Source organism: Runella sp. (genome assembly GCF_965279615.1).
Taxonomy (GTDB): domain Bacteria; phylum Bacteroidota; class Bacteroidia; order Cytophagales; family Spirosomataceae; genus Runella.
Genome location: NZ_OZ257252.1, coordinates 5313044 through 5336440 on the forward strand (window position 1 = coordinate 5313044; position 23397 = coordinate 5336440).

The 23397-nt window shown below is 44.1% G+C and carries 19 protein-coding genes; 10 read left to right on the forward strand and 9 right to left on the reverse strand.

Translation table 11 applies throughout. The features are described from left to right. Positions 1-211 precede the first annotated feature (211 nt). The gene (locus ACQY73_RS22370; RefSeq protein ID WP_428655158.1) at positions 212-1132 is read left to right on the forward strand and encodes an AEC family transporter; all 921 of its coding nucleotides are present in this window, start codon (positions 212-214) and stop codon (positions 1130-1132) included. Positions 1133-1396: 264 nt separating this feature from the next. Here the strand turns inward: ACQY73_RS22370 and ACQY73_RS22375 are convergent, their stop codons facing one another. After that, positions 1397-3607 carry a B12-binding domain-containing radical SAM protein gene (locus ACQY73_RS22375; RefSeq protein ID WP_428655160.1) on the reverse strand — a complete coding sequence of 737 codons (2211 nt, stop codon included), beginning with the start codon at positions 3605-3607 and terminating at the stop codon, positions 1397-1399. 163 nt (positions 3608-3770) lie between these two features. Here ACQY73_RS22375 and ACQY73_RS22380 point away from each other — a divergent pair, with 163 nt between their 5' ends. Both ACQY73_RS22380 and ACQY73_RS22385 read left to right on the forward strand, forming a co-directional pair. Then, positions 3771-4427 (forward strand): SatD family protein, encoded by a 657-nt coding sequence (locus ACQY73_RS22380; protein ID WP_428655162.1) that lies wholly within the window; start codon positions 3771-3773, stop codon positions 4425-4427. Position 4428: 1 nt separating this feature from the next. Further along, a complete protein-coding gene (locus tag ACQY73_RS22385) occupies positions 4429-5241 on the forward strand; it encodes a DUF3307 domain-containing protein (protein WP_428655164.1) in 813 nt (270 codons plus the stop codon). 4 nt (positions 5242-5245) lie between these two features. Here the strand turns inward: ACQY73_RS22385 and ACQY73_RS22390 are convergent, their stop codons facing one another. From ACQY73_RS22390 to ACQY73_RS22400, 3 genes are all read right to left on the reverse strand, one after another. Then, on the reverse strand, positions 5246-6211 hold the full coding sequence (locus ACQY73_RS22390) for a glycosyl hydrolase family 18 protein (protein ID WP_428655165.1): 966 nt from the start codon (positions 6209-6211) through the stop codon (positions 5246-5248). A gap of 312 nt (positions 6212-6523) precedes the next feature. Continuing rightward, entirely contained in the window at positions 6524-8287 is a 1764-nt protein-coding gene (locus ACQY73_RS22395) for an SGNH/GDSL hydrolase family protein (protein WP_428655167.1), read from the reverse strand. A gap of 43 nt (positions 8288-8330) precedes the next feature. Further along, complete coding sequence (locus ACQY73_RS22400; RefSeq protein WP_428655169.1) at positions 8331-10475, reverse strand: glycoside hydrolase family 36 N-terminal domain-containing protein; 2145 nt, start codon at positions 10473-10475, stop codon at positions 8331-8333. Positions 10476-10651: 176 nt separating this feature from the next. On the opposite strand from ACQY73_RS22400, the gene ACQY73_RS22405 reads away from it, so the two are divergent. After that, a complete protein-coding gene (locus ACQY73_RS22405) occupies positions 10652-11824 on the forward strand; it encodes a cytochrome-c peroxidase (RefSeq protein ID WP_428655171.1) in 1173 nt (390 codons plus the stop codon). A gap of 56 nt (positions 11825-11880) precedes the next feature. On the opposite strand, the gene ACQY73_RS22410 is transcribed toward ACQY73_RS22405, so the two are convergent. The 5 genes from ACQY73_RS22410 to ACQY73_RS22430 all read right to left on the reverse strand — a co-directional run bounded on the left by ACQY73_RS22410 (position 11881) and on the right by ACQY73_RS22430 (position 17989). Beyond that, complete coding sequence (locus ACQY73_RS22410; protein WP_428655173.1) at positions 11881-12927, reverse strand: isoaspartyl peptidase/L-asparaginase family protein; 1047 nt, start codon at positions 12925-12927, stop codon at positions 11881-11883. Between the two features lie 87 nt (positions 12928-13014). Further along, positions 13015-14451, reverse strand: a complete 1437-nt coding sequence (locus ACQY73_RS22415; protein ID WP_428655175.1) for an alpha-L-fucosidase — start codon at positions 14449-14451, stop codon at positions 13015-13017. Between the two features lie 39 nt (positions 14452-14490). After that, the gene (locus ACQY73_RS22420) at positions 14491-14967 is read right to left on the reverse strand and encodes a GNAT family N-acetyltransferase (protein ID WP_428655177.1); all 477 of its coding nucleotides are present in this window, start codon (positions 14965-14967) and stop codon (positions 14491-14493) included. Between the two features lie 54 nt (positions 14968-15021). After that, a complete protein-coding gene (locus tag ACQY73_RS22425) occupies positions 15022-16446 on the reverse strand; it encodes a glycoside hydrolase family 125 protein (protein ID WP_428655179.1) in 1425 nt (474 codons plus the stop codon). Between the two features lie 166 nt (positions 16447-16612). Next, a complete protein-coding gene (locus ACQY73_RS22430; RefSeq protein ID WP_428655181.1) occupies positions 16613-17989 on the reverse strand; it encodes a glycoside hydrolase family 30 protein in 1377 nt (458 codons plus the stop codon). Between the two features lie 300 nt (positions 17990-18289). Here ACQY73_RS22430 and ACQY73_RS22435 point away from each other — a divergent pair, with 300 nt between their 5' ends. From ACQY73_RS22435 to ACQY73_RS22460, 6 genes are all read left to right on the forward strand, one after another. Further along, entirely contained in the window at positions 18290-18802 is a 513-nt protein-coding gene (locus ACQY73_RS22435) for a heme-binding domain-containing protein (RefSeq protein WP_428655184.1), read from the forward strand. A 104-nt stretch (positions 18803-18906) separates the two neighbouring features. After that, positions 18907-21360: a TonB-dependent receptor domain-containing protein gene (locus ACQY73_RS22440; protein ID WP_428655186.1), complete on the forward strand. Its 2454-nt coding sequence runs from the start codon at positions 18907-18909 to the stop codon at positions 21358-21360. Between the two features lie 114 nt (positions 21361-21474). Next, positions 21475-21888 carry a XisH family protein gene (locus ACQY73_RS22445; RefSeq protein ID WP_428655188.1) on the forward strand — a complete coding sequence of 138 codons (414 nt, stop codon included), beginning with the start codon at positions 21475-21477 and terminating at the stop codon, positions 21886-21888. After that, positions 21876-22214, forward strand: coding sequence for a XisI protein (locus ACQY73_RS22450; RefSeq protein WP_428655190.1), 339 nt, complete (start codon positions 21876-21878; stop codon positions 22212-22214). Before ACQY73_RS22445 ends, ACQY73_RS22450 begins: the two co-directional genes overlap by 13 nt. A gap of 83 nt (positions 22215-22297) precedes the next feature. Continuing rightward, positions 22298-23026, forward strand: coding sequence for an SGNH/GDSL hydrolase family protein (locus tag ACQY73_RS22455; protein ID WP_428655192.1), 729 nt, complete (start codon positions 22298-22300; stop codon positions 23024-23026). Between the two features lie 146 nt (positions 23027-23172). Beyond that, positions 23173-23388, forward strand: a complete 216-nt coding sequence (locus tag ACQY73_RS22460) for a hypothetical protein (protein WP_428655194.1) — start codon at positions 23173-23175, stop codon at positions 23386-23388. Positions 23389-23397: the final 9 nt, after the last annotated feature.

The following is a 23397-nucleotide window of genomic DNA, read 5'->3' on the forward strand; positions in this document are numbered from 1 at the left end:
AAACGTTATCGGCAACGTTGCCGAATTGTACTTAACAAAAAATAGATTGGAAAGAATCAAGATTTTGAGGTGTTAGAAGTTGATTTTAGTACGCAACGGCTGATGATGAGAAATAACGAAAAATTATACTTTTCAAAGTTTTTCAGGAAGGCTATCCGGCGCTTTATTACTTTTGCACGTCTAAAAGCCGCGAATCTTCCCGTTCCGTCCTATGAATCAAACCAACAGTGTATTTTTAATTACCCTCGGCATTGCGACGATGGGCTATCTGATTAAAAAATTTAAGTTTGTGAGCGAGAACGATGGTAAGTCGATTTCTAAATTTTTGATGCACACCACTTTCCCCGCGCTGATGATCGTCAGTATGCTTCGCATCAAGTTTGAACCTACGCTGTTTCTAATTCCACTCATCTGTATTGCTTTAGGCGCCATAATGACCTTAGTGGGTTGGGTCTGGTTCAAAAATTATCCCAATCGACTGCGCGGTGTATTGACAATGGCATGCGGTGGTCTGAATGTGGGGCTGTTTGCATTTCCTATCATTGAAGGCATTTGGGGACGGGAAGGGCTGATTTACGTAGCCATGTTTGACATTGGCAACACCATTGTCACATTTGGCTTGGTCTATTCGGTAGGGAGCTATTTTGCGGTAAAGGGCGAAGGAAAAGTGAATTATGGCAGGGTTTTGAAAAAAGTAATCCAACTGCCGCCGCTTCAGGCGATGGTGATCGGGTTGACGATCAACGCCTTAAAAATTGAATTGCCTGCGGTTGCGTACGATTTTTTGGATGTATTGGCCAAAGCAAATAAACCGCTCGTATTGCTGCTAATGGGAATTTATATGAGTTTTTCGTTGGAAAAAAGTCAGGTGCTGGCAGTTGTAAAAGTACTGACCATTCGATATGTATGCGGCATTATTGCGGTCTTACTGTTGTATACGCTTATTCCGGAAGCATCACTTTTTCGTAATGTACTGCTCGTTTGCGTCATTTTACCCATCGGTATGACCATTCTTCCTTTTGCCGACGAACTCAATTATGATACACGTATTGCAGGCGTATTGGTCAATATCTCGCTGTTGATCAGCTTTTTGTTGATGTGGGGACTGGTGGTTGGACTGAAATTGGCGTAGGAATTTGGAACGCTGATTTTATAAGATTATCACGGTTCGTTGCCGCGATGATTTTCGCTGTTTTAAACATAACTAAGTAGTTCATTAAAAATACTTTGCATTATTTGTTTGACCCCATCCGGGGTCAGATGTTTGTAGAAAAGAGCGGCATTACTATAAATATCTGACCCCGGATGGGGTCAAACAAATACGAAATACATCAAACTATTTTAGCCAATGTAATTAATCCTAAAAATCTTATACAATCAGTGTTCAATGAAAATCTCACAAAATCAATAACCCATTCTCCCTTAACTGTTTCCAAGCATTTGTTTTGAGAAAAGCCTCAAAACTGCCAAGGTGAGCCGTTTCAAAAGCAGTTTGTAATTGTTGATACGAAAACGGTTTATCGAGATTAGCCACGGCAATTTGAGGGAAAATATCTGCCCAAAACTCTGCCAAGGCAGTCGACATTTCAACCGCAAAATCGTGCTTTTTATGATAGAAATGGAGTTCAGCCATTTGTAGCGTTTTCTTGCCCTGTTTTACTTCAAAATAGCCCAATGAAGGCATATTTCCCAACCAAATCACAAAGGCATTCTTGCGAATAGTATCTTCCCGGTAGCTGATCTGTTTTTGAATGTAATTGGGCGGAATGGTGGTGGAAGGTACTTTGAATGAAAACCACTTTGCCAACGAAATATCAAATCCTACGCCGTGCATATAATTAAAGAGCGATTTCCGTAAGCCTTCACCAAACAGATCGTGATTTGCGCCCGTTGGGTCGTCGTGGTAGAGATCATTATCGGCAAAGCCGCCAAAGGTTGGGCCAATGCGCTGTACATCAAAGGCTTCCGGCTCTAAACCTACAGGGCTGTGTGAAGTCATGGCAAAGCGGTGCCAAAAGCCCGATTGCAGCACACCTGCTTGGAATAATTGCCGCACCATTTCGAGCGAATCAATGGTTTCCTGCGTGGTTTGGGTCGGAAAACCGTACATCAAATACGCATGTACCATGATGCCCGCCTGCGTAAAACCGTCGGTCACGCGGGCCACTTGTCCCACGGTGACGCCTTTTTTCATTTTTTCCAACAAACGATCCGAGGCCACTTCCAATCCGCCCGACATAGCAATGCAACCGGAGGCTTTCAGAAGCAAAGACAGATCGTGGGTGAAGTTCTTCTCAAAACGAATATTCGTCCACCAAACCACGGTCAATTTGCGGCGAATGATCTCAATGGCCACATCGCGCAATAACGCCGGCGGGGCCGCTTCATCGACGAAATGAACGCCATTTTGCTTCGTTTTTTTGATGATTTCTTCGATGCGGTCGCAAATGAGGGAAGCAGTAAGCGGCTCATAGTTTTTAATGTAATCCAATGAAATATCGCAGAAAGAGCATTTTCCCCAATAGCAACCGTGCGCCAAGGTCAATTTATTCCATCGCCCATCGCTCCAAAGGCGGTGCATTGGGTTAACAATTTCAATGACCGACAAATAGTCCATCAACATCAAATCTGTATAGTCGGGCGTACCGGTTTCGCGTTGTGCTACGTCTTTTTCTGAAGCACCGTTATGATAAACGACTTTTTCGTCAACCAAAGAAAAAATACGCTTGAGTTTCTCCAATGGTCTTTTTTGCTCGAAGTATTCCAACAGCGAGCGTAAAGGCGCTTCTCCATCGTCCAAGCACACAAAATCAACGTACTCAAACACGCGAGCGTCTGACAGGGAACGAAGTTCGGTATTGCAAAATCCTCCTCCCATGATGATTTTAATGTCCGGATAATGGCGTTTAAGGTATTGACCGCACTTGAATGCCCCGAAGAGATTGCCCGGAAAAGGTACTGTCAAACAAACTGCCGTAGGGCGAAACGCTTTGATTTTTTGTTCGAGCAAATCAGTAAGCAACTTTGTGATCAATGTATCTGGCGCAAGAAGCGAAGCCTGCATTTCATCAAAGTGCGTAGCGGTACGGCCCAGACGTTCAGCATAGCGACTGAAACCAAAATGAGGGTCGAGGGCTTCCTGAATAAAATCCCCCAAATCTTCTAAATACAGCGTGGCTAAATGGCGGGCTTTGTCCTGCGTACCCATCGTACCAAACGCCCATTCCAAATCTTCAACTTCTTTGAACCGAGAGGCTTCGGGCAGGTAGGTACGGTCGCAAATGCTGTGGGCAAGTGTGGGATTTTTATTTTGTAAAAAAAGGATAACCGGCTCAATGGTAGTAATATATTCCTCGCGAAGACTGTAAATGCGAAAGGCATTTTCGGATAATTCTACATCATCTTCGGCTTGGTCAAGCGCCTCAAAAAGTTGTATAAGTCCGTGGGGAGAAAAAAGTGCCAAAATGACCTCAATCCCCAAATCTGCCTGTAACGACGGCACGCCCAACGTATTCAAAAACCCTTTGATATACGCCGTAGCGGGGTAGGGCGTATTGAGTTGGGTAAACGGCGGCGTGAGCAGTAAAAGCTTGTTTTGGAAAACCATGCGAACGGTAAATGAGGCAAATAAATGAACGAAGGTAACGAAATGTGAGCAACAAAGCTTTTGTATAATGATAGATAGCTGTCTTATAATCAATATTTATAAGGTCTGAACCTTATAAATATTGATTATAAGGTTCAGACCTTATAAATTAGCGGAAAAAAATATGGAACGTTTTGCAGTAATTACGGGAGATATTATTGAGTCGACGAAATTGAAAGCAGCCGAAAGAAAAAAACTTTTACAAAACTTAGATTTATTCTTTAAGAAATTTTCGTCTGAAACAGAAAATGAATTAAATCTTAAAATACCTTTTGAAGTCTTTAGAGGAGATAGCTTTCAGGGAATGCTGGAAACTCCTGAAGAATCATTGAAAATTTGTATTTTATTAAGGTCTTATTTAAAAAGTCAATACTATTCAGGACAAGATTTGGATGCAAGGATTGCTATCGGGATTGGTAAAGTTTCTTTCAAGTCGGCAAAATTATCAGAGTCAGATGGAGAAGCTTTTCATAATTCGGGGAGATTACTGGATGTTTTAAAAAAACAACCTCAAAAAATAGGTATTCAATCCCCCTGGAAAACGGTAAATGACGAAATAAACATTGGTTTAATACTATTGGAAGGAATTATTGGTAAGTGGACTTCGCTGCAAGCAGACGTAATATACCTTAAATTGCTGGGTATGACTGAAATGACTATTTCTTCTACCTTGAAAATAGCGCAACCTGCTGTTAATCAAAGAGCAAAAGCAGCATCTTGGACGGCAGTTGAAGCCTTTATAAAACGGTATAAAGAATTAATAATAACAAAAATAAAGTAGAATGGCCATTTCGACGTCACAATTTATTGTTTTAATACAATTAGTGATTGCTCATGTACTCGCTGATTTTTTTCTTCAATTTGAAGAGTGGGTGAAAGATAAAGAAGAAAAAGGAGTAAGGTCAAAATACCTTTATTTGCATGTTTTGACCCATTTTCTGACCACATTTTTATTGCTAGGGGAATTGAAATATTGGCCGGCTGTACTGTTTTTATCTATAAGTCATTGGCTAATAGATGTTTGTAAAATAAAGAAGGACAAGGGCTTAAATAAACAATTACCTCATACAACCTTTCCACATTATTCTCGCCTGAAACTAAAATATTTTGTACTTGATCAATTTGCACACTTGTTCGTAATTGGCCTGATCTGGTTATATTTAATTCAACGCTTGGGAGAAATTCCGACTTTGTGGCAAGAGGTCATTACCAACCCCGGGACATTGATTATTATTGCAGTTTATGGATTAGGAACATTTCCTGTTGCTATTGTCATTGATATTGCCACCAGAGAGTGGCAAATGCAAATCAGTACTGATAAATTGGATGGAAATGACCTTGCCAATGCAGGGATTTGGATAGGGGTTTTGGAAAGATTAATTATAATAACACTGGTACTTGTGGAGCAATATGAGTCTATTGGTTTTTTGATTGCTGCTAAATCTTTGATTCGATTTAGTGAAAGCAATCAAAAAAACGCAACAGTAAATAAAAAATCGGAATATATCCTGATAGGGACATTGCTTAGCTATGGAAGTGCAATTTTATTGGGTGTGGGTGCTAATACGTTATTTAAACTATTTGTAACATCGTAAAAAACTATTTCATCGCACCTCGTTTAATGGCTTTCAGCAGTGAATAATCATCCGTAGTATCGCAGGAAATTTCCCAGATCATCACACCGCCGCAACCACGCTCTTTGGCCAGACGCGTTTTTTGTTCGATGGTCAACGTACCGTTATAGAATGACCCTTTCCAATAATCATCAAACGGACTGGCGCCGTCTTTGATCAATGATTTGTAATCAGGACCGTAATTGCCCATTCCTTTTTTGGAGTAAAATGGCAACCCCAAAATCGCTTTATGCGACGGCAGACTTCGTTCTTTTGTCCAATAATCCAGGCTTTTTATGGCTAATGAATACGGCGAATGCGCAATAACATAACTGGGGCCGTAATCGTCGTCATACGCCATGAGATTGACCCAATCCATTTTATCAAGGGCTTCTTTTTTGGTGCCGTACCCTTTTTTGCCGTAAGAAATCACCGCCGCTGTGAGCTTCTTGCCTTTGGCGTGGAGCGAATCGCCTAATTCACTGACCAGCGCCACATAATCATCCGCCGAGCGACTGTCTTCGTCGGGATATTCCCAGTCCAGATCTACGCCGTCTACGTCATACGTACGAACAAACTTCATTACATCTTTCACAAATGTGCGGCGCCCTTCGGGGCGTTCGGCCATTTTATGAAAGCGGGTATCATCGCCGCCACCGTCGCCGATTCCCCAACCGCCAATTGAAATAAAGACTTGTTTTTTGTTTTTGTGCACGTATTTGACCAAATTTTTGAGCGGCGCAGGGTCTCTCAATGGTTCAAGTGTATCGCCTGTTTTGGCCGGAATAGCAAACGCAAAATTGATGTGTGTAAGCAGATCGATTGGGATCTGCTCGGCAGGGATGGAAGGCACATAATACCCAACTACTTTGAATTCATTGGAGTTGTTTTGGGCAGAAGTGCAGAGTGCACCAAATAGGGCAAGTGTAAAGAAAACAGACTTTAATTTCATAAATACTGGTTTGTTGAATTGTGAAGTATGGAACACTGATTTGATATGATTATCACGGTTCGCCGCCCAGCGATGATTTTTGCGGTTTTAAGTAGCCGAGCAAAAGTTTCCGGGTTTTTTCAAGATAATGTTATGGACGGGTCGGGTTGTGAGCAACGGCAACGGCCGACCGTCCTCCGCACAGGGGAATACTCTCAGTGCAGAGGGTTGCTCACAACCCGACCCATCCGCTCGGAGAATGGCCTACTGTTTCAAATATTCTAAAATTTATGCTCAAGTACTTAAACATAACTCATCTTAACAATCAGTGTTCTATTTTAAAATGGATTGAAGCTCTTTGCCTAAAAGGTCATAACCGGCGGCGTTGGGGTGGAGGCCGTCAGAAAACAGGGTTTCGTTGATCTTGCCGTTTTTCAGCAGTAACGGTTTTCCAATATCTGCATAGCCGATGCCGATGGATTTGGCCAATGCCTGAATGCCTTTGTTCAGGATTGTTACACGCGCTTCCTGCTCGCGGCGCGGATAAATTCCCAAAAGTGTGATCTTGGCATTGGGTTGCTGGGCTTGCATCGCCTGAATCAAAAGTTTTTGCCCCTCAATGATCTCTTCGTCGGTGTTAAGCTGGAGATTATTGGTGCCGATATTGATGATGATCTTCTCGGGAGCAATACCGTCCAATTCGTCATGATACACGCGCCAAAGTACATTTTCAACCCTGTCCCAACCAAAACCAAAGTTACGGGCCTGAAACGGTTCAAGGTATTTTTGCCAAGCTTCGGCGCCTTTGATACGATTGTTGAGTGGTTTTCCGCCCCAATTGTGCGTAATGGAATTGCCAACCATCAGTACTTTGGTTGGCTCTGTTTGGTTGAGTTTCAGGATTTCGTTGTGCCGTTCTTCCCAATTATAGCTTCCCGGCTCGCGATTATGCCGAGTGGGAATTTGCGTTTTAAGGGTGCCAACGGGTTGTTTGAGGATTTCGCGTAATTTATTTTCGTACGCAATGGCGTAGCGCATCATGCCCAGATCGTTGGGGTGGGTACCGTCAACCATGCAATCCAGATCCATGTTGATCTCGGAAATGGGAAGCAGGTAAATATTAGGCACTTTTTCGGTTGTCAGTTGAGCAAATGCTTCGCGCAGGTCTTGGTTAGCTTCTTCAAAAAGCGGCTGACGATGTGGTACCAAATAACCTTCTGTATAGCCGTCATGTTCAGTCAACAAAATGGGCGTAAGCGGATGCTTGGCGCGCAGGGTTTTGACCGATTCGATGATTCTCTTTTGCAACTCTTTGCGCTCAACGATAGGATAGATCAAATTGGGCAAACAATCCAGCACAAACACTTTGGCGTCAATTTCATTGATGAGGTCAATGATTTCTTTTTCCAAACGCCCGTTCCCCGAAAATCCTAAATTGATCACTGTACGGTCTAACTTTCTCGCTAAAATATTGGTCCAAGCCATGCCCGGCCGTGATGCACAAGCGCCCTGCGCGATGGAAGTTCCATATACAACAATGGGTTTTTCCATCCGTTGCGGAAGCACCGTGAAAATGCTGCCGTCGGGCACGCCGATCTCTAAGTCCCTGACACTGTTGTACAAAGGAAGAAACAAACGATATTCACGCCCTAATTTGTGGTAATTGTCGTTGGGCTTTAGTTTGTCAAAATTGTACAGAACGGTGTCTTTAAAACTGTATTTCCCGGAGGCCAAATGCCAAGTCCCGTCGCTATCAATGCCGTACAGATCCACGCCGCTTACGCCCGTAGAAGGCATGTGTGGCATTGCCGCCGAACCCGTCACTTTATAGCGGATAATAATTTGTGGCGCATTACTCACAAACCGAATCGAAAGTCCGGCGCTGTTGCGTGAAAGATTCCAAACCGGTTTCCGTACCATACTTTCTGCACGTGGCGGAAACCGCTGAATGGTGTCGCGCATTTCACTTGACCACGCCTGCCCGTCAATGACGGGAAATTTACTGTCAGAAGGCTTCCACCACCTGAGTTCGGCGGGAGTTTGCGAGAAACTGATGGAGTAAATGACATTAAAAAAGATGATAAGATATTTTTTCATTGGTTTTTGACAGGATTACAGGATGGACAGGATTTTACTGTTCTTATTCAATAACTACCCAAGTATATCCTTCAGCAGGAAGGTTGACTGTGATTTCTACATCGTAATTTCGATCAAGTATGTATTTTATGGATTTGCCTTCCTGCGTATGAATCATCGCTTCTTTGCTCAAACCTGTATAATATAACGGTAATTTGATTTTTCGTGTAATGGCCTCTTTCAGAGGGTTATAAACCATTACGAATCCTTTCTCTTTCAATGTCGGATTGATGTGCATGATGCCATCCCAATCGCGGCCGTCGGGGCGGCGGAGGTGAAGGATGTCGGAATTAAGAATGTCGCGGTATTTTTTGTACCAGTCAATGGTTTCTTTTACTACTTGTTTGGTGGCTTCTGTATCGTATAAACGTGGACCTCGATAACAGGCCTGCACGCCTGCACCGTAGTATTGCATCATGAGTTGTTTATAATCGGTAAGATGCTCACTCAGCGGTTCCAATACAGCGTCAGCGGTGCCGCCTTGGTACTTGGTCAATGGCACAAATCCCCAACTCATCGACGGCGTTTTGTCCCATAATCCATCGTAAATATTTTGGCGATTGAGAATCTTTTGCTGTTGACGCGATAATGAAAAATTGACTTCCCGATATCCTAACGCAATCTTATGCGAGCCATCCAAAAAATACCAGTCGGGTGCATTAATATAAACACCTCGCCCGTTGAGCCACTGATAAAATTCTTTTTGCATGGTCATCTGTGCCCATTGCGAATCGTCCAGCCCTTTGTGGCCAGGGTGCTTGGTAGAGGCACAAATATCACCGGGATAAGGTCCATCGTGTTCAAGGAGATCAAAGCCCGTTTCGGCAATGAATTTCTTCAAACTTTTTAAATAATTAATGCCCCATTTGCTTGCCAAACAGGGCGCATGGCCAAAAAAGGCAGCTTTATCGGGCAAACCTGTTACAGGATCAATAACGTCATTTTCGTCATCAATTCGTCGACTGCTGAACAGCGAATACCCCCCCAATTTGATGCCTTTGCTGTGGGCGTAATCGGCCAATGCTTTAAATTTGTGAATGTTTACTTCTGAAGCATCTTCCATGTTTAGGCCGCTGCCAAAACTTAGAATCACCATTTCATAGCCTGTTTCCGCGCATTGATCAATTACACTTTTCACTTTTTCGGGATCGGTGCTGATGAGGTGCATAAAGATCGGATTTTGGGTCGTCCACGGAAATAGTGTGCGATACATTTTGCGGCGTGCCAAGCCATTACGTTCGCGGTCGTACGAGTCAAGCAATAACTCGTAAGAGCGAATGGATTTGTAGACTTCATTGATGGGCAAATCAATTCCTACGCCCAAAGATGGGTATACTTCCACTACGCAGGGAGTTTCGTAATTATAATTGACCTGTGAAGTATAACTGCTGTCAATTTTCCAATGCGTGGCTTGGTCCGACAGTTCATAACGCATGGCGTTGTTGTAGGCAAAATTGTTTTCGATGTACAATTTTTGCGGCTTTCTCATCTTTTCGGGCTTCCCCACCACCGCCGATTCTTCTTCGGGTGTTGCCAGAATTTCGTTTACTACCTGATTTATTTTCAGTTCATTACCCGATTTGTTGTTGATTGTTACCCATTTATCTATTACGGGAATACCGTCAAAAATTTCGTAATGAACGGCTACTTCTACGCCTTTTAGCTCGGCGTTTTTAGAAGTGAAATACAGAACTAACTCTTTGCCGGTCGGCAGGTTTTTGTTGGAAGTCCAAGTGGTTGGCTTCCAGTTAAAATGCGGTTTGATGCCGGTAATTTCATGGCGTGCAAATTGAAAATCTGTGGCATTGGCAGTAAACTGATTTGTCCATTCTTCCAACAAATAAGCGTGCTCTTTTTGCCCATACAGCCCCCCCACGTTATAAGTTTTGCCATTGAGCGTAACGCGCGCTTCGGGGCGTACTGACCGCACAAACTGCTCGTTAGTCCCGAGATTTTTGAAACTAACAGTAGCGGCGTTTGGTGAAATTTGGATCTGACGGGCAATCAGGCCGTTCGTGAGTTCAATGATTTTGCCATTTTTCACCACCTTCACTTCACTTTTTTGGGCAATGGGCGAAATGAGCCAATCCTGCGCAAAAACTTGCGTAAAAAAGCATGAGAATAAGAAAGATACAAACAACCGATTCATGGAAAGAAGTTTCTTATTGAAATTAAATTAAAAGTATTGTGGACTGATTGTCAAGTATTTACTGCAAAAAAAGAAAGAGTGGCTACAAATAGTGAGAAAAATAATTGGCTGAACCAAAGGTTTTAGGAAGCGCTGCCGTCTAACCCTTCATTATCTACTTTAAACCAGCTCAGTCCATGAAAATCCTCCTTATCAGAACGTTTATTGTCGCCCTCGTTTTTGGTTCACTCGTTGGTTGCCAAAAAGAATCATTACCAACCGAATTTTCCGAAACCGCTAACCAAAATGCCCGTGTGAGTGCACTTACGCCCGTCTTACCTACCGTTCCGTTCAACTATGCGTCTATCCCATTGCCACCTTACCTGAATAATCAACAAGTCAGAAATCAAATCAATACGCCTGCCACTAATGCCATTACCGATCAGGGAGCTGCCTTGGGTAGAGTACTTTTTTATGATAAAAACCTGAGTTTCAACAACACTACCGCTTGCGCCTCCTGTCATCATCAATCCAATTCATTTTCGGATACACTCCGATTCAGCAAAGGGTTTGTAGGAGGGCTGACTACCCGTAATTCTATGTCGTTGATCAATGCTCGTTACTATCCGAATGGGCGTTTCTTTTGGGATGAACGTGCAGCCTCTGCCGAAATTCAGGCCTCACGGCCCATTGTGCACACCGTTGAAATGGGCATGACGATGCCGAGCGCGGTTGCTAAATTGAAAACGCTGGGCTACTATCCCGGCCTTTTCCAAAATGCATACGGTACTGCAACTATTGACTCCGCCGGTATTGTCAAAGCATTGGCTCAATTTATTCGTTCAATGGTTTCCTATCGTACCAAATACGATATTGGCAGAGCCGCTTTAACCGGAAATCAAAACCCTAACAATGTTGATTTTGCCAATTTTACGGCGTTGGAAAATCAGGGAAAACAGATTTTCTTTAACCAAGGAAATTGTAACCGATGTCATGGTACCGAGACGTTTACCGCTACCGAAGCTCGAAACAATGGTCTTGATCTTGTCTCAACTGACAACGGTGTCGGGGCTATTACCGGCAATCGCGCTGAAAATGCTCTTTTCAAAGTCCCGTCATTGCGCGGCATTGAAAAATCCGCTCCTTATATGCACGACGGACGTTTTGCTACGCTTGAGCAGGTGGTTGAACATTACAACAGTCAAGTAAGACCGCACGCCAATCTTTCACCCCAATTGCGCGGGAATAACGGACAACCCCGCCGCCTCAATTTAACCGCTGCCCAGAAAAATGCGTTGGTCGCGTTCATGAAAACCCTGACCGATACCGGCATTGCCACTGACCCCAAATTCAGTGATCCTTTTAAATAGCCAAGCAGCAGTCGCTCGCAGGATGCGACGGGGCCGCCCGAGCGGCGACTGCTGCTTTATTTTTTTGGAAAATGACTTTTTGCCATGTATACTTTGCCACCATCGTCGGTGTGCGTCACGGAGAAGTTGAAACCGTGATGGATGGAGTAGGCGCCGTATTCTCCCTGCTTATTGATGGCAATAAAGCCTACCTGAAAATCTTTGGCTTTGGTCGGATTGATCTTAACGATGCGATCAACGGCAATTTTGCACGCCTCTTCCGGGCTTTTGCCCATACGCATCATTTCCACGATCAGGTGCGTTCCCGCCACGCGAATCACTTCTTCGCCCTGGCCCGAACCTGTAGCGGCACCCACTTCATTGTCAACATAAAGGCCTGAGCCAATGATAGGAGAATCGCCCACGCGACCATGCATTTTGAATGCCATACCGCTGGTGGTACAGGCACCGGAAAGATTGCCGGAGGCATCCATGGCGATGGTTCCCATGGTATCGTGGTTGGGCGTGCCGTCATCGAAAAAATTGGGTGCAAAAGGGCCGCCTTTGGTTTTTTGGCCTTTTCCCTGTTGTTGCTCAATGTTGATAACCGGCTTATATTCAGATTTTTTCAACCATTCTTTATAGGTCTTTTCAGCATCAGCCGAAAGTGTATCAGGTTCTTTCTGAAAACCGCTTTCCAACGCAAATTGCAATGCGCCATCACCGACCAGTTGCACGTGTGGAGTGTTTTCCATGACCTTGCGCGCTACCGAAATAGGGTGTTTGATGTGTTGGAGCGCCATTACCGAACCGCAATTGAATTTATCGTCCATGATGCAGGCATCCAGCGTTACCTTTCCTTCCCGGTCAGGATTTCCTCCCAGCCCAACGCAGCAATTGATGGTATCTTCGATCGATCGCGCTCCGGCTTCTACGGCATCCAAGGCGCGCCCGTTGGGTTGTTTCAACACTTTCCAAGCTACGGCATTAACGGGCAGACCGCTGTCCCATGTAGAAACCACGATCGGTTTTGTGACCGCAATTTTTTTGGAAAATGCTTTGCTGAACGAAAGAAGCGGCAGGCTCAAAGCCGACCAACGGAGAAAGTGTCTTCTTGATTGCATTGGTTTGTTAGTTTGTAGATTGGGATTGGGGTGTTTATCGTTTTTGACACACTTGCCAAGTTTTTAAGACTTGGCAAGTGTTTTTCTTTACTTGGTAATTTTCAAGACGTATGCGTAGCCGGTAGGGATTTTCTTTGTCAATTTCTCGGAAATTTGGATGGATACTTTATCTTCTTTCACAGTCCATTTTAGAGTTTCAGGGCTTCCTAAAAGAGAAATTTTGGTGGTTTTGCTCAAATTCAATTTCCCGATTTCAATGCTTGTCGGCAATGCTTCACCTTCATCGGCCAAATAAATCGCATAGGTTGTGTTGGTGCCTTTGTGTGTAAATACCCATTTGCCCTGTTTCCCGATCTCGTTGTCACCGCGTGTTTCGTAAATCGCCTCACTGTTGACCTTCATCCATTTTCCGATCTCTTCTAAGCGTGTGTAAGCTTCTGCGTGGTAATCTCCTTGGGGACTTGGGGCAATGTTGAGCAACAAGTTACCATTTTTGGAGACAACATCGGCCAAAATGTGGATCAATTTACGCGCAGATTTGAAGTTCTCTTTCGGAATATAACTCCACGAATCGCCCATCGTCAGGCAGGTTTCCCACGGAATAGGCATATAATGATCCGGAATCTGTTGTTCGGGCGTAACGTAATTTTCAAACTCTCCACTCACTGTTCTGTCTACCACCAAAAGCCCGGGCTGAAGTTCTCTGCCTCTTTTGGCAATGCGTGCCATATCGATGTCTTGGTCAAATGGAATGGATTTTTGCCATGAAACGGTCGTGTCAATGCTGCTGAAAGGGCGCACCCAACCGCCATCAAGCCAAAGAATATCCATCTTGCCGTAATCACTCATTAACTCCTCAATTTGATTATAGGTAAACTTCTTGAAACTTTCCCACTTTTGAGGATATTTCTTGGGATGGTAGGATGGATTGCGATCTTTAGGTGGAAAATACGACCACCAATAATCGTCGGTGTGCCAGTCAGGTTTAGAGAAATAAGCTCCGACCATGAATCCTTCATTGCGGAAAGCGCCAAATACCTCCTTGGCAACATTACTGCGGGGATTGCTGCCGAAAGGTGATTTTGTAATTTTATAATCGGTTTGTTTGGTGTCGAACATGCAAAAACCGTCGTGGTGTTTGGTGGTAAATACCACGTATTTCATGCCGGCATTTTTTGCGGCCGTTGCCCATTTTTCGGGTGCAAACTGCGTGGGGTTGAAAGTGTTTTGGAGATTTTCGTATGCTTTTTTGTATTCGTACCAATTGTCTTTGTACGGCCCGCGACGCTCACACCAACCTTCATCTTCCGGGCAAAGGCTCCAGCTTTCTACAATTCCCCATTGACTGTAAACGCCCCAGTGCATCATCAAACCAAACTTAACGTTCTGCCACTGATTCAGCTTTTCTTTGACTTTTGGGTCAGTCGGAACGACGTATTTATCATGCTTTTGCTCCGAATGTTGTTGGGCAAAAAGAGGGACTGACAAAAGGAAAATTGAAAAAAGAAAGTATATTTTTTTCATAAGATTGAATAACTGTAACTAATATTTAGTGATTGATTATCAAAGTTTTAATATCATTTCGTCGCCTGTCAGTCGGAAGCCGAATTTTTCGTACAAAGGACGACCGTCATCAGAAGCATGGAGCGTAATACGCTTATAACCGCGATTTTTGGCTTCCTGTAAAATACGTTCGAAAATCTGCTTTCCCAGTCCTTGGCCACGCCATTCAGGCAGGGTGAAAATATTGAGAATGTAGGCGATTTTTCCGTCCAACAACGTAAAGCCCGGTGCAAGCTGAAAAAAGCAAAGGCCGCTCGTTGCCACGATCTCGCCTTCATGGATGGCCAACCAAGCCAAAAAGGCATCGTTGGGAATATTTTCGTTAAAGTAACGTCGAAGCAAATCGGTTAATGTTGCGTCGTCGGTTTGGCGTACTTCAGGCGTTTGTACTTCCTTCAAAAACGCAATACGAAGCTGAATCAGCTCTTCGACATCCTCAGGAGTTGCTTTGCGAAAAATGATGTTTGGTATGGGCATAGAAACAAATGGGCAAAGGAAGGCTTGGAAAGTGTATGGTTTCCAAGTCCTTAATTATACTGTTTTGTTCAGTAAATGAGGCCTTTCGCGTTCGATCTTGAGCAGCAATTCTCCGAAAAGCGTATTGGCCCATGCAAACCATTTGCGGGTAAATTGGCTCGCATTGTCTTTATCAAACGATTCGTGCATAAAGCCCGTGTTGGCGTGGGTATTTTTCAGAAAACGTAATTGCGCCAAAATCTCAGGGTCGTTGGTTGACGTCATCGCGCGCATGATGATGCTCATGGGCCAAATCTGATTGATCAGTGTATGCGGACTGCCGACGCCTTCGGCAGCTTTGCCCTTGAAAAAGTAAGGGTTGGAATCGCTCAGCACAAACCGGCGGGTATTTTGATAGATTTTATCATTAAGATTCACCGCGCCTAAGTACGGCATTCCCAATAAATTAGGAACATTGGCATCGTCCTGGAAAAGGCAGTTGCCAAAGCCATCGACTTCCATCGCATACATAGGCCCAAATTGTGGGTGATTGATGATGGCGAATTTTTTGATGGCCTGTTCTACTTGATTGGCAAAGCTGCGGCACTCATCGGCAAATGCCTGATTCTTATACACCTGCTCCGCAATCTCGGCTATTTGGCGAAACGACGCCACGGCAAATAAGTTGGAAGGAATCAAAAAAGGATATTGTGTAGCATCGTCTGAAGGGCGAAAGGTGCTATGGATAAGCCCGTTAGGCTTGGTGTTGTTTCCATAGCCATTGCCGGGCACCGTGTCGGTTGACCATGATGTAGTACGACCAAAGTGATAAGGGCCACGACCTTTCAAGCGTTGTTGCTCACGGCAAGTACTGATGATAAGTTGGGCGGCTTTCAGCCATTTTTCATCAAAGACGCTGACATCCTGCGCCGTTTTCCAATAATGATACGCCAACCGAACAGTATAGCAAAGCGAGTCGATCTCCCATTTGCGTTCGTGCAGTTCGGGTTTCATATCGGTATGGTCTTTGAGCCATTCGCTGTGCCCCGGGCCGTCGTTGAACGCGTTGGCGTACGGGTCGATCAAAATACATTCCGTTTGGCGATTGACCACACCCGCAATGAGTTGTTTTAATTTTTCATCCTGTTTGATCAACGGCAAATATGGCCACACTTGTGCGGTGCTGTCGCGCAGCCACATGGCGTGGATATCGCCCGTGATGACAAATGTATCAGGACGTCCATCTTTCATTTTGAAATGGACGGTTGTATCGAGCGTATTTGGAAAGCAATTTTCAAAAAGCCATGCCAGTTCGGGGTCTTTGATGACGCCTTTCATGCGGCTGATCGTCGATTCAATGGCGGTGCTGTTGAATTTGCGTTGAGCGGCGGCTACGCGCACCGTTGGAAACTCATTGGCAAAAGCATTGGCGTGAAATAACGTGCCAACACCGGCCAAAGAAGCTGTTTTTAGGAATAGTCTGCGGTCCAGTTTTTTCATTCGTTAAGGTTGTAGGCAAAACAATCAAAAATAGCGTGAAAAGGCGGAAAGTCTTTGTAAAAATGCCGGAAAAATCTTTGTATTCAAAAAATATTTTAAAATATATATCTATTTAAAGAAGAAAATTAAATAAATAAAATACAAACCTGAATAATTCCCCGGTTAATTACCACACAAAAGTGGCTACCGCCTTTCCACTAAGCGTAGGCGTAATTTGTTGATTTTTTGTTCGGATGTTAAACGTTATGGGTTTGTCGCTTTCATTCATGACAATAAGAACGGTTTTACCGTCGGGCGTTTTAAAGGCTACATTTGGTAAACTCATCGTTATGTTAGAAGCAATGCGCACCGAATTGGGCCGCACAAATTTTGAAGCATGGGCAATTATATAATAAGCTGGATTTCGACTCACTGTTTCTCCAATTGTGATCGCTCCCAAACACGCTGTGCAACCGCCATCGGTATGCGGATTTTGCTTCGGATCGGCGGCTAAATTCCATTCCAAAACAGATTTGCACCAATTACGTGGCGCGCCGATCACTAAATTTTTGACGTGCCACAGTAGGTCGCCGCCGAAATTGGCCGGCGCACCGATCCATTGTTCGGTGAAATACAGGTTCTTATCAGGATGCGCCTCGTGGACGTCGCGAAGCGCTTCGATGTTGCCGCCGTACAGGTGAAAGGCCGAACCGTCGATGTATTTCCGAGCTTCGGGGTCGTTGAGAATGCTGATAGGATAATCGGGACGGTCGGCGTTGTGGTCGTAAATGATGATTTTGGTGTCTGACTTTGCGTTTTTGAAGGTCGGTCCAAGGCTTTTTTTGATAAAAGCTGCCTGTTCGTCCTGTACCATCAATAAACTTGGATTATTGCCGGGATGCAAGGGCTCATTTTGCACCGTCAGGGCATCAATGCGGATGCCCTGCTTTTTCATTTCGTGTACGTATTTGACCAAATAACGCGCATAGGCGTCGTAGAACTCGGTCTTGAGACTGCCGCCTTTTGAGTTATTATTGGTTTTCATCCACGCCGGCGGTGTCCACGGCGAGCCTAGGATTTTTATTTGGGGATTGATCGCCAAGATTTGCTTTAATACCGGAATTAAATCCTTTTGTTCTTCGGCCAATGAAAACTTTGTGATCGTAGGGTCGGTTTGGCCCGCAGGCAGGTCGTTGTATGTAAACACATGATCGCTCAAATCGGACGCGCCCACGCTGATGCGCAGGTAGCTGATTCCGATATTGGTACCGTCAGTAGCAAAGAGTTCTTTCAATAAGGCCGTTTTTTCTGCCGGTTTGAGGCTATTGATGAGCGTAGCACTACCGCCGGTGAGTGTATAGCCGAATCCGTCCATGCTCTGAAAGCGCTTGGTATCATCTACATAAATGCTTGGTGCTGTACCGGCTATTGGGCCGAATGCCAATTTCTCCGTTTGTTTTTGGAATAACGCTAATTGGTCAGCTTTGGTAAGCCACTGCTCGGCTTGCTGGGCGTAGATTTGGAAGGTGAAGCAGCAGAGGAGTAGAGTAAATAAATAGTTCATCGATAGGTGTTTTTGGAAGCAATAATAGCTACAAAAGTCTTTAATAGTTTCGACTTCGTTTTCATTTTTTAACAATGTTTTTGTTGTCAAACCGGTTTGACAACAAAAACATTGTTAAAGGAGCTTTCCTTGATTGAAGCTGTAGCAAATGATTACTCCTTAGGCTTATTTAGGTAAACCGTCGGTAAAAATCGGATGCGTGCCGATTGTCGGCAGAAGTCATTTTTCCGGTAAGCCGGGAAAGGTATCTTTGTAATGCAGTAAGTCTGTACTTTTTCACCCTTAAATCTCTCTAAACCTATGGTAAAGAAAATTCTGCTTGGATTGGGCATTGTATTGATATTGATCCAATTCATTCGCCCCGAAAAAAATCTCTCGGACGACCGCACGTACGATGTATCTACAAAATACGCCATGCCCGAAGACGTAAAAGGCATTTTACAGGTAGCCTGTAACGATTGTCACAGCAACAAAACTGAATATCCATGGTACTCCAACATTCAGCCGGTAGCTTGGTTTCTGAACGATCACGTTGTTGACGGAAAACGGCATTTGAACTTTTCCAACTTTACCTCTCGCCCCATTGCCTACCAAAACCACAAGTTTGAGGAAACCATTGAGATGATCAAAGAGGATGAAATGCCGTTGGCTTCTTATACCAATTTTGGATTGCACCCGGGTGCAAAACTCTCCGAAGAACAGAAACAGTCGCTTATCAGTTGGGCAGAAACAAATATGGCTTTTCTGAAAGCAAGTAATCCGCCCGATAGCCTGATCATGCGCCGCCCTCAGGGACCGCCGCCAAGCAAATAGAAGCAGGAAAAAAAGCCTGACGAATTTGGATAATTTGAAGAAAAATTCGTCGGGCTTTCATTTTTAGTGAGTACATCCTGCGCCTGATTTTCTTTATAGCTATTATGAACACTACTACACCAAAATACCATTCCATAAAAGCATTAGGAATACTAAGCTTAGTTTTTATTGCTTTTCTCAGCAGTTATGCCCAAACAGGCAAGAAAGCGAGTGTGAAGGGTAAAGTTATTGACAGTCAAACCAATGCGCCGTTGGGCTATGCTACCATTCGTGTATTGAAAAGCACCGACAGTTCGTTGGTTTCGGGTGCTATTACCGATGAAAAAGGACAGTTTTCGGTAGAAGCTGCTTATGGTGACTATTATGCAGTGGTTGAGTTTATTGGTTATAAGCCCTTAAAAACCACCGTTTTTGCCCTTTCAAAAGAGCAGCCTTCACATGATGTGGGTACGCTTAAAATCGCGGCCGCTTCCAAAACGTTGGATGAAGTAGTGGTACAGGCCGAGAAAAGTTCAATGGAATTGTCGTTGGACAAAAAGATTTTCAACGTCGGCAAAGACCTTTCGAATGCGGGCGGAACAGCTATTGATATTTTGAGCAATGTGCCGTCGGTGTCGGTGGATACAGAAGGCAATGTTAAACTGCGCGGAAGTGATGGTGTACGGATTTTGATCGATGGCAAACCTTCGGGTTTGGTGAGTTTTAAAGGCGGAGCCGGTTTGCAACAATTGCAGGGAAACCAGATCGAACGCGTCGAGATCATTACGAATCCTTCGGCCCGTTATGAAGCGGAAGGAATGTCGGGAATCATCAATATTGTGCTTAAAAAAGAACGTAAGCAGGGTTTTAATGGCTCATTTGAAGTGGTTACGGGCTTTCGTCCCAACTATGGTATCGCGGCCAATATCAATTACCGCAAAAATAAACTGAACTTCTTCCTCAATTACGGCATTGCGTATCGGATTCCGATCGGAGCGGGAAAACTGTACCAGGAAGTGCGTGGAAAAGACACTACGGCCATTTTGCAACAAACCACCAACGGAGAGGTCAGAACAGTAGCCAATACGATTCGTGGTGGGTTGGATTATTTCTTTGATGAGAAAAATATTCTGACCGCTTCGTATCAGTTTCGCCGGACAGACGTACTTCGCATTACGAATAACCAATACAAAGATTATATCAATACTCTCAACAATTTAAAAGCCATCACCGACCGGCAGCAACGCGAAACGGAAGCTGAGCCGTATTCGGAATACGCGCTTACCTACAAGAAAACATACAATAAAAAGGGGCAGGAATTGATTGCGGACGTGCGCTACCTGACTTATTGGGAGCGCTCCGATCAGACATTTACGCAGAATAGCGTTTTTGCCAACGGTTCACCCAACACCAAAGGAAATCTGCTCCAAAAGTCCCTGAACGACGAGTACGAAAACCAGTTTTTGGTGCAATTGGATTACATTCAACCAATTGGGAAAGACGGCAAATTTGAGACCGGTGTACGCAGCAGTTTCCGTGATATGGTCAATGATTATATTGTGACCCAACGCAACGATCAGGGCGTTTTTGAGCCGTTGCCGGGACTGGATAATTACTTTATCTATAAAGAAAAAATTCATGGAGCGTACGGGATCATTGGAAATAAAACGGGAAAAGTAAGCTACCAAGTAGGTCTTCGGGCTGAAATGACGGATGTGGTGACGATTCTTCAGGAAACCAATCAACGCAACCCGCGCCAATACTCCAATTTGTTTCCCAGCGCTCACGCTACTTACAATTTGAACAAAGACAATGCCTTGCAGGTAAGCTACAGTCGCCGTGTCCGCCGACCTACCTACAATGATCTGAGTCCGTACGTGACCTTCTCCGATCAGCGCAACTTTTTCTCGGGAAATCCTGACCTGAATCCTGAATTCACCAACTCTTACGATGTAGGGCACATCAATTATTTCGAAAAAGGTTCGTTTACTTCTTCCATCTATTATCGCCATACCACCGGCAAAGTGTTGCGTATTCGCCGTGTGAATGACTTGGGAATTTCCAATACACGTCCCGAGAACTTAGCGACGGAAGATGCGTTTGGTGCAGAATTTACGAGTACTTATACCCCTATAAAATGGTGGAAATTGGATTTTAACTTCAACTTTTTCCGCGCTATTACCGACGGACAAAACCTTGATGCTACGTTCAAAGCAGATACTTACAGTTGGTTTGCGCGGCAAACTTCGCGCTTTACGTTGGCTCCTAAAACGGATCTGCAAGTGCGTGCCAACTACGAAGCACCACAGCAACTCCCCCAAGGCCGCCGCAAAGCCCGGGCTTTTGTCGATTTAGCTTTCAGTAAAGAAATCCTGAAAGGCAAAGGTACCCTGACCTTTAACGTTGTCGATGTTTTCAATTCCCGCTACATGCGTAGTATTACCGAAGGCCTCAACTTCTATACCGAAGGCACCGCCGGAATGCGCGCCCGCCAAATCAACCTGACTGTAATGTACCGCCTGAACCAAGCCGCCGGTGCTAAGAAGCAGAAGAGCCTGATCAGCGGGGAGGAGGGGTAAAAGATACTTATGTTGCTTAAAAAGCAACCTTCCTTGGCGAGATTCTTACCGTTGGGTCTCAAAAAAGGTTGCGATAGTTAAGGTTAAAAGCTATATTCGCATAACATAAAAAATATGGCGAAAGACCTTTATCATGATTCGGTACGAACAGCTCTTGAAAAGGAAGGTTGGCAAATTACAGACGACCCATTTTTATTTCGGTTAGGGCGTATTTCTTTTCGCATGGATTTAGGAGCTGAAAAAATGATTTCAGCAGAGAGGGAAACCGAAAAAATTGTGGTTGAAATCAAAACTTTTACTCAAGCTTCTTTTATTCATGCATTTCACGAAGCCACAGGGCAATATGACAATTATCTCTTTGCGCTAGAAGAAATTGCACCTGAAAGACAGTTATTTTTGGCTGTACCAAATGAAATTTGGAATTCTTATTTCCAAGAACGATTTATACAAAAAGTGATTGAACGCAAACACATTAAGTTACTCATTTACGACCCCATAAGTGAAAACATAATTTTATGGAAAAACTGAAAAAATATCAACTCATTCTTTCGGAATTGGTAGAGAGTTTTGCAAAAGCTGCGTTTTCAGTGCAACCCGGCTTGGAAAATCAAGCCATTACAGATATGATTCATAATCATTTCCAAGTTGTAACACTGGGGTGGGAGAATGGAAAATTTGTCTTTGATATTTTGCTTCATTTTGACATCAAAGACGATAAAATTTGGATACAGCAAAACTGGACTGATGTATTGATTGATGAAGAACTTATTAAAAAAGGCGTTGAAAAAGCTGATATTGTAGTTGGCTTCCTGCCTCCTTACGCCCGGGAATATGCCCAGTTGGCAACGGTTTAAAATCCTCACTCGCTTGCGTTTTGATAAGCGAATGAGGATTTTATCATTCATTACTGCACCACGAGCGGCTGCTTCAAACGAACATGAAACGACGTACATTCATACAATCAGCCGCTTGGGCAGGAGTGGGGACAAACTTCGCCGTTTCTCCAAAACCCGAAAAAGCCCTTATCTTTTTATTTCAGGGCGATTCCATTACCGACGGTAACCGTGGCCGCAGCCTCGACCCTAATCACATCATGGGACATGGCTATGCTTATTCGGTAGCGAGCCGAATCGGTGCGGACTTTCCGGAAGCAGGATTTACGTTTTATAATCGAGGCATCAGCGGCAACAAAATCACGGATCTGCAAAAACGCTGGGAAACCGATACGCTCAATCTCAAACCTGATGTGCTGAGTATTTTGATTGGTATCAATGATACAAATGCCGTCATCAATAAATCTGCCGAAGCCTCTACGGTGGCAGAATTTGAAAACATTTACCGAAGCCTGTTAACTGCCTCTCGCAGTGCTAATCCTGATATACTTTTTGTGTTGGGAATCCCATTTGTATATCCTGTAGGGAAACGCGCCGAACAATGGGAGCAATGGCGAGAGGATACAAATAATCGTCAGGCAGTCGTTCGAAAATTGGCCGGTGAGTTTGATGCTGTAGTAGTTGATTACCCTGCTGTTTTTGACAAAGCCATGAAAAAAGCTCCTACTGAATACTGGATTTGGGACGGTATCCATCCCACCGTTTTTGCCCACGAACTCATGGCACGTGAGTGGATGAAGCAGGTAGGAAAGCGGTTGCGGTTTTTGAAATAGCCAAAATAGTGTGATAAGTACAATGCCAATGTTTTCTCCGGCATACTTCTTTTAGCATATAGAGAAAGGCCATATAGAGCGTATATAATTTCGCTTTTATGTTGTATGTTCCTAATAACCAACATTCTACCAAACTCTATTTGCACATGAAAAAAATTGCCGGAATCGTCCTTATCGTCATTGCTATTGTATTGGGGTACAATGGTGTTCAAAAATTTCAAAAAAGCTCGGCTTCGGTTAAAGCGTTGGGCTTAAAAATTGACGCTGACAATGAAAGCGGTCAAGCCTCTGCCTATATTCAATTGGGTTTGGCAGTTATAGCTTTGGGAGCAGGTGTATTTCTTTTGCGGTCTGAACGCTAATCGTATCTC

Excerpts from the sequence above, each read along its gene's own strand:
- ACQY73_RS22370 (WP_428655158.1), top strand. The coding sequence starts at position 212 with ATGAATCAAACCAACAGTGTATTTTTAATTACCCTCGGCATTGCGACG.
- ACQY73_RS22375 (WP_428655160.1), bottom strand. The coding sequence starts at position 3,607 with ATGGTTTTCCAAAACAAGCTTTTACTGCTCACGCCGCCGTTTACCCAA.
- ACQY73_RS22380 (WP_428655162.1), top strand. The coding sequence starts at position 3,771 with ATGGAACGTTTTGCAGTAATTACGGGAGATATTATTGAGTCGACGAAA.
- ACQY73_RS22385 (WP_428655164.1), top strand. The coding sequence starts at position 4,429 with ATGGCCATTTCGACGTCACAATTTATTGTTTTAATACAATTAGTGATT.
- ACQY73_RS22390 (WP_428655165.1), bottom strand. The coding sequence starts at position 6,211 with ATGAAATTAAAGTCTGTTTTCTTTACACTTGCCCTATTTGGTGCACTC.
- ACQY73_RS22395 (WP_428655167.1), bottom strand. The coding sequence starts at position 8,287 with ATGAAAAAATATCTTATCATCTTTTTTAATGTCATTTACTCCATCAGT.
- ACQY73_RS22400 (WP_428655169.1), bottom strand. The coding sequence starts at position 10,475 with ATGAATCGGTTGTTTGTATCTTTCTTATTCTCATGCTTTTTTACGCAA.
- ACQY73_RS22405 (WP_428655171.1), top strand. The coding sequence starts at position 10,652 with ATGAAAATCCTCCTTATCAGAACGTTTATTGTCGCCCTCGTTTTTGGT.
- ACQY73_RS22410 (WP_428655173.1), bottom strand. The coding sequence starts at position 12,927 with ATGCAATCAAGAAGACACTTTCTCCGTTGGTCGGCTTTGAGCCTGCCG.
- ACQY73_RS22415 (WP_428655175.1), bottom strand. The coding sequence starts at position 14,451 with ATGAAAAAAATATACTTTCTTTTTTCAATTTTCCTTTTGTCAGTCCCT.
- ACQY73_RS22420 (WP_428655177.1), bottom strand. The coding sequence starts at position 14,967 with ATGCCCATACCAAACATCATTTTTCGCAAAGCAACTCCTGAGGATGTC.
- ACQY73_RS22425 (WP_428655179.1), bottom strand. The coding sequence starts at position 16,446 with ATGAAAAAACTGGACCGCAGACTATTCCTAAAAACAGCTTCTTTGGCC.
- ACQY73_RS22430 (WP_428655181.1), bottom strand. The coding sequence starts at position 17,989 with ATGAACTATTTATTTACTCTACTCCTCTGCTGCTTCACCTTCCAAATC.
- ACQY73_RS22435 (WP_428655184.1), top strand. The coding sequence starts at position 18,290 with ATGGTAAAGAAAATTCTGCTTGGATTGGGCATTGTATTGATATTGATC.
- ACQY73_RS22440 (WP_428655186.1), top strand. The coding sequence starts at position 18,907 with ATGAACACTACTACACCAAAATACCATTCCATAAAAGCATTAGGAATA.
- ACQY73_RS22445 (WP_428655188.1), top strand. The coding sequence starts at position 21,475 with ATGGCGAAAGACCTTTATCATGATTCGGTACGAACAGCTCTTGAAAAG.
- ACQY73_RS22450 (WP_428655190.1), top strand. The coding sequence starts at position 21,876 with ATGGAAAAACTGAAAAAATATCAACTCATTCTTTCGGAATTGGTAGAG.
- ACQY73_RS22455 (WP_428655192.1), top strand. The coding sequence starts at position 22,298 with ATGAAACGACGTACATTCATACAATCAGCCGCTTGGGCAGGAGTGGGG.
- ACQY73_RS22460 (WP_428655194.1), top strand. The coding sequence starts at position 23,173 with ATGAAAAAAATTGCCGGAATCGTCCTTATCGTCATTGCTATTGTATTG.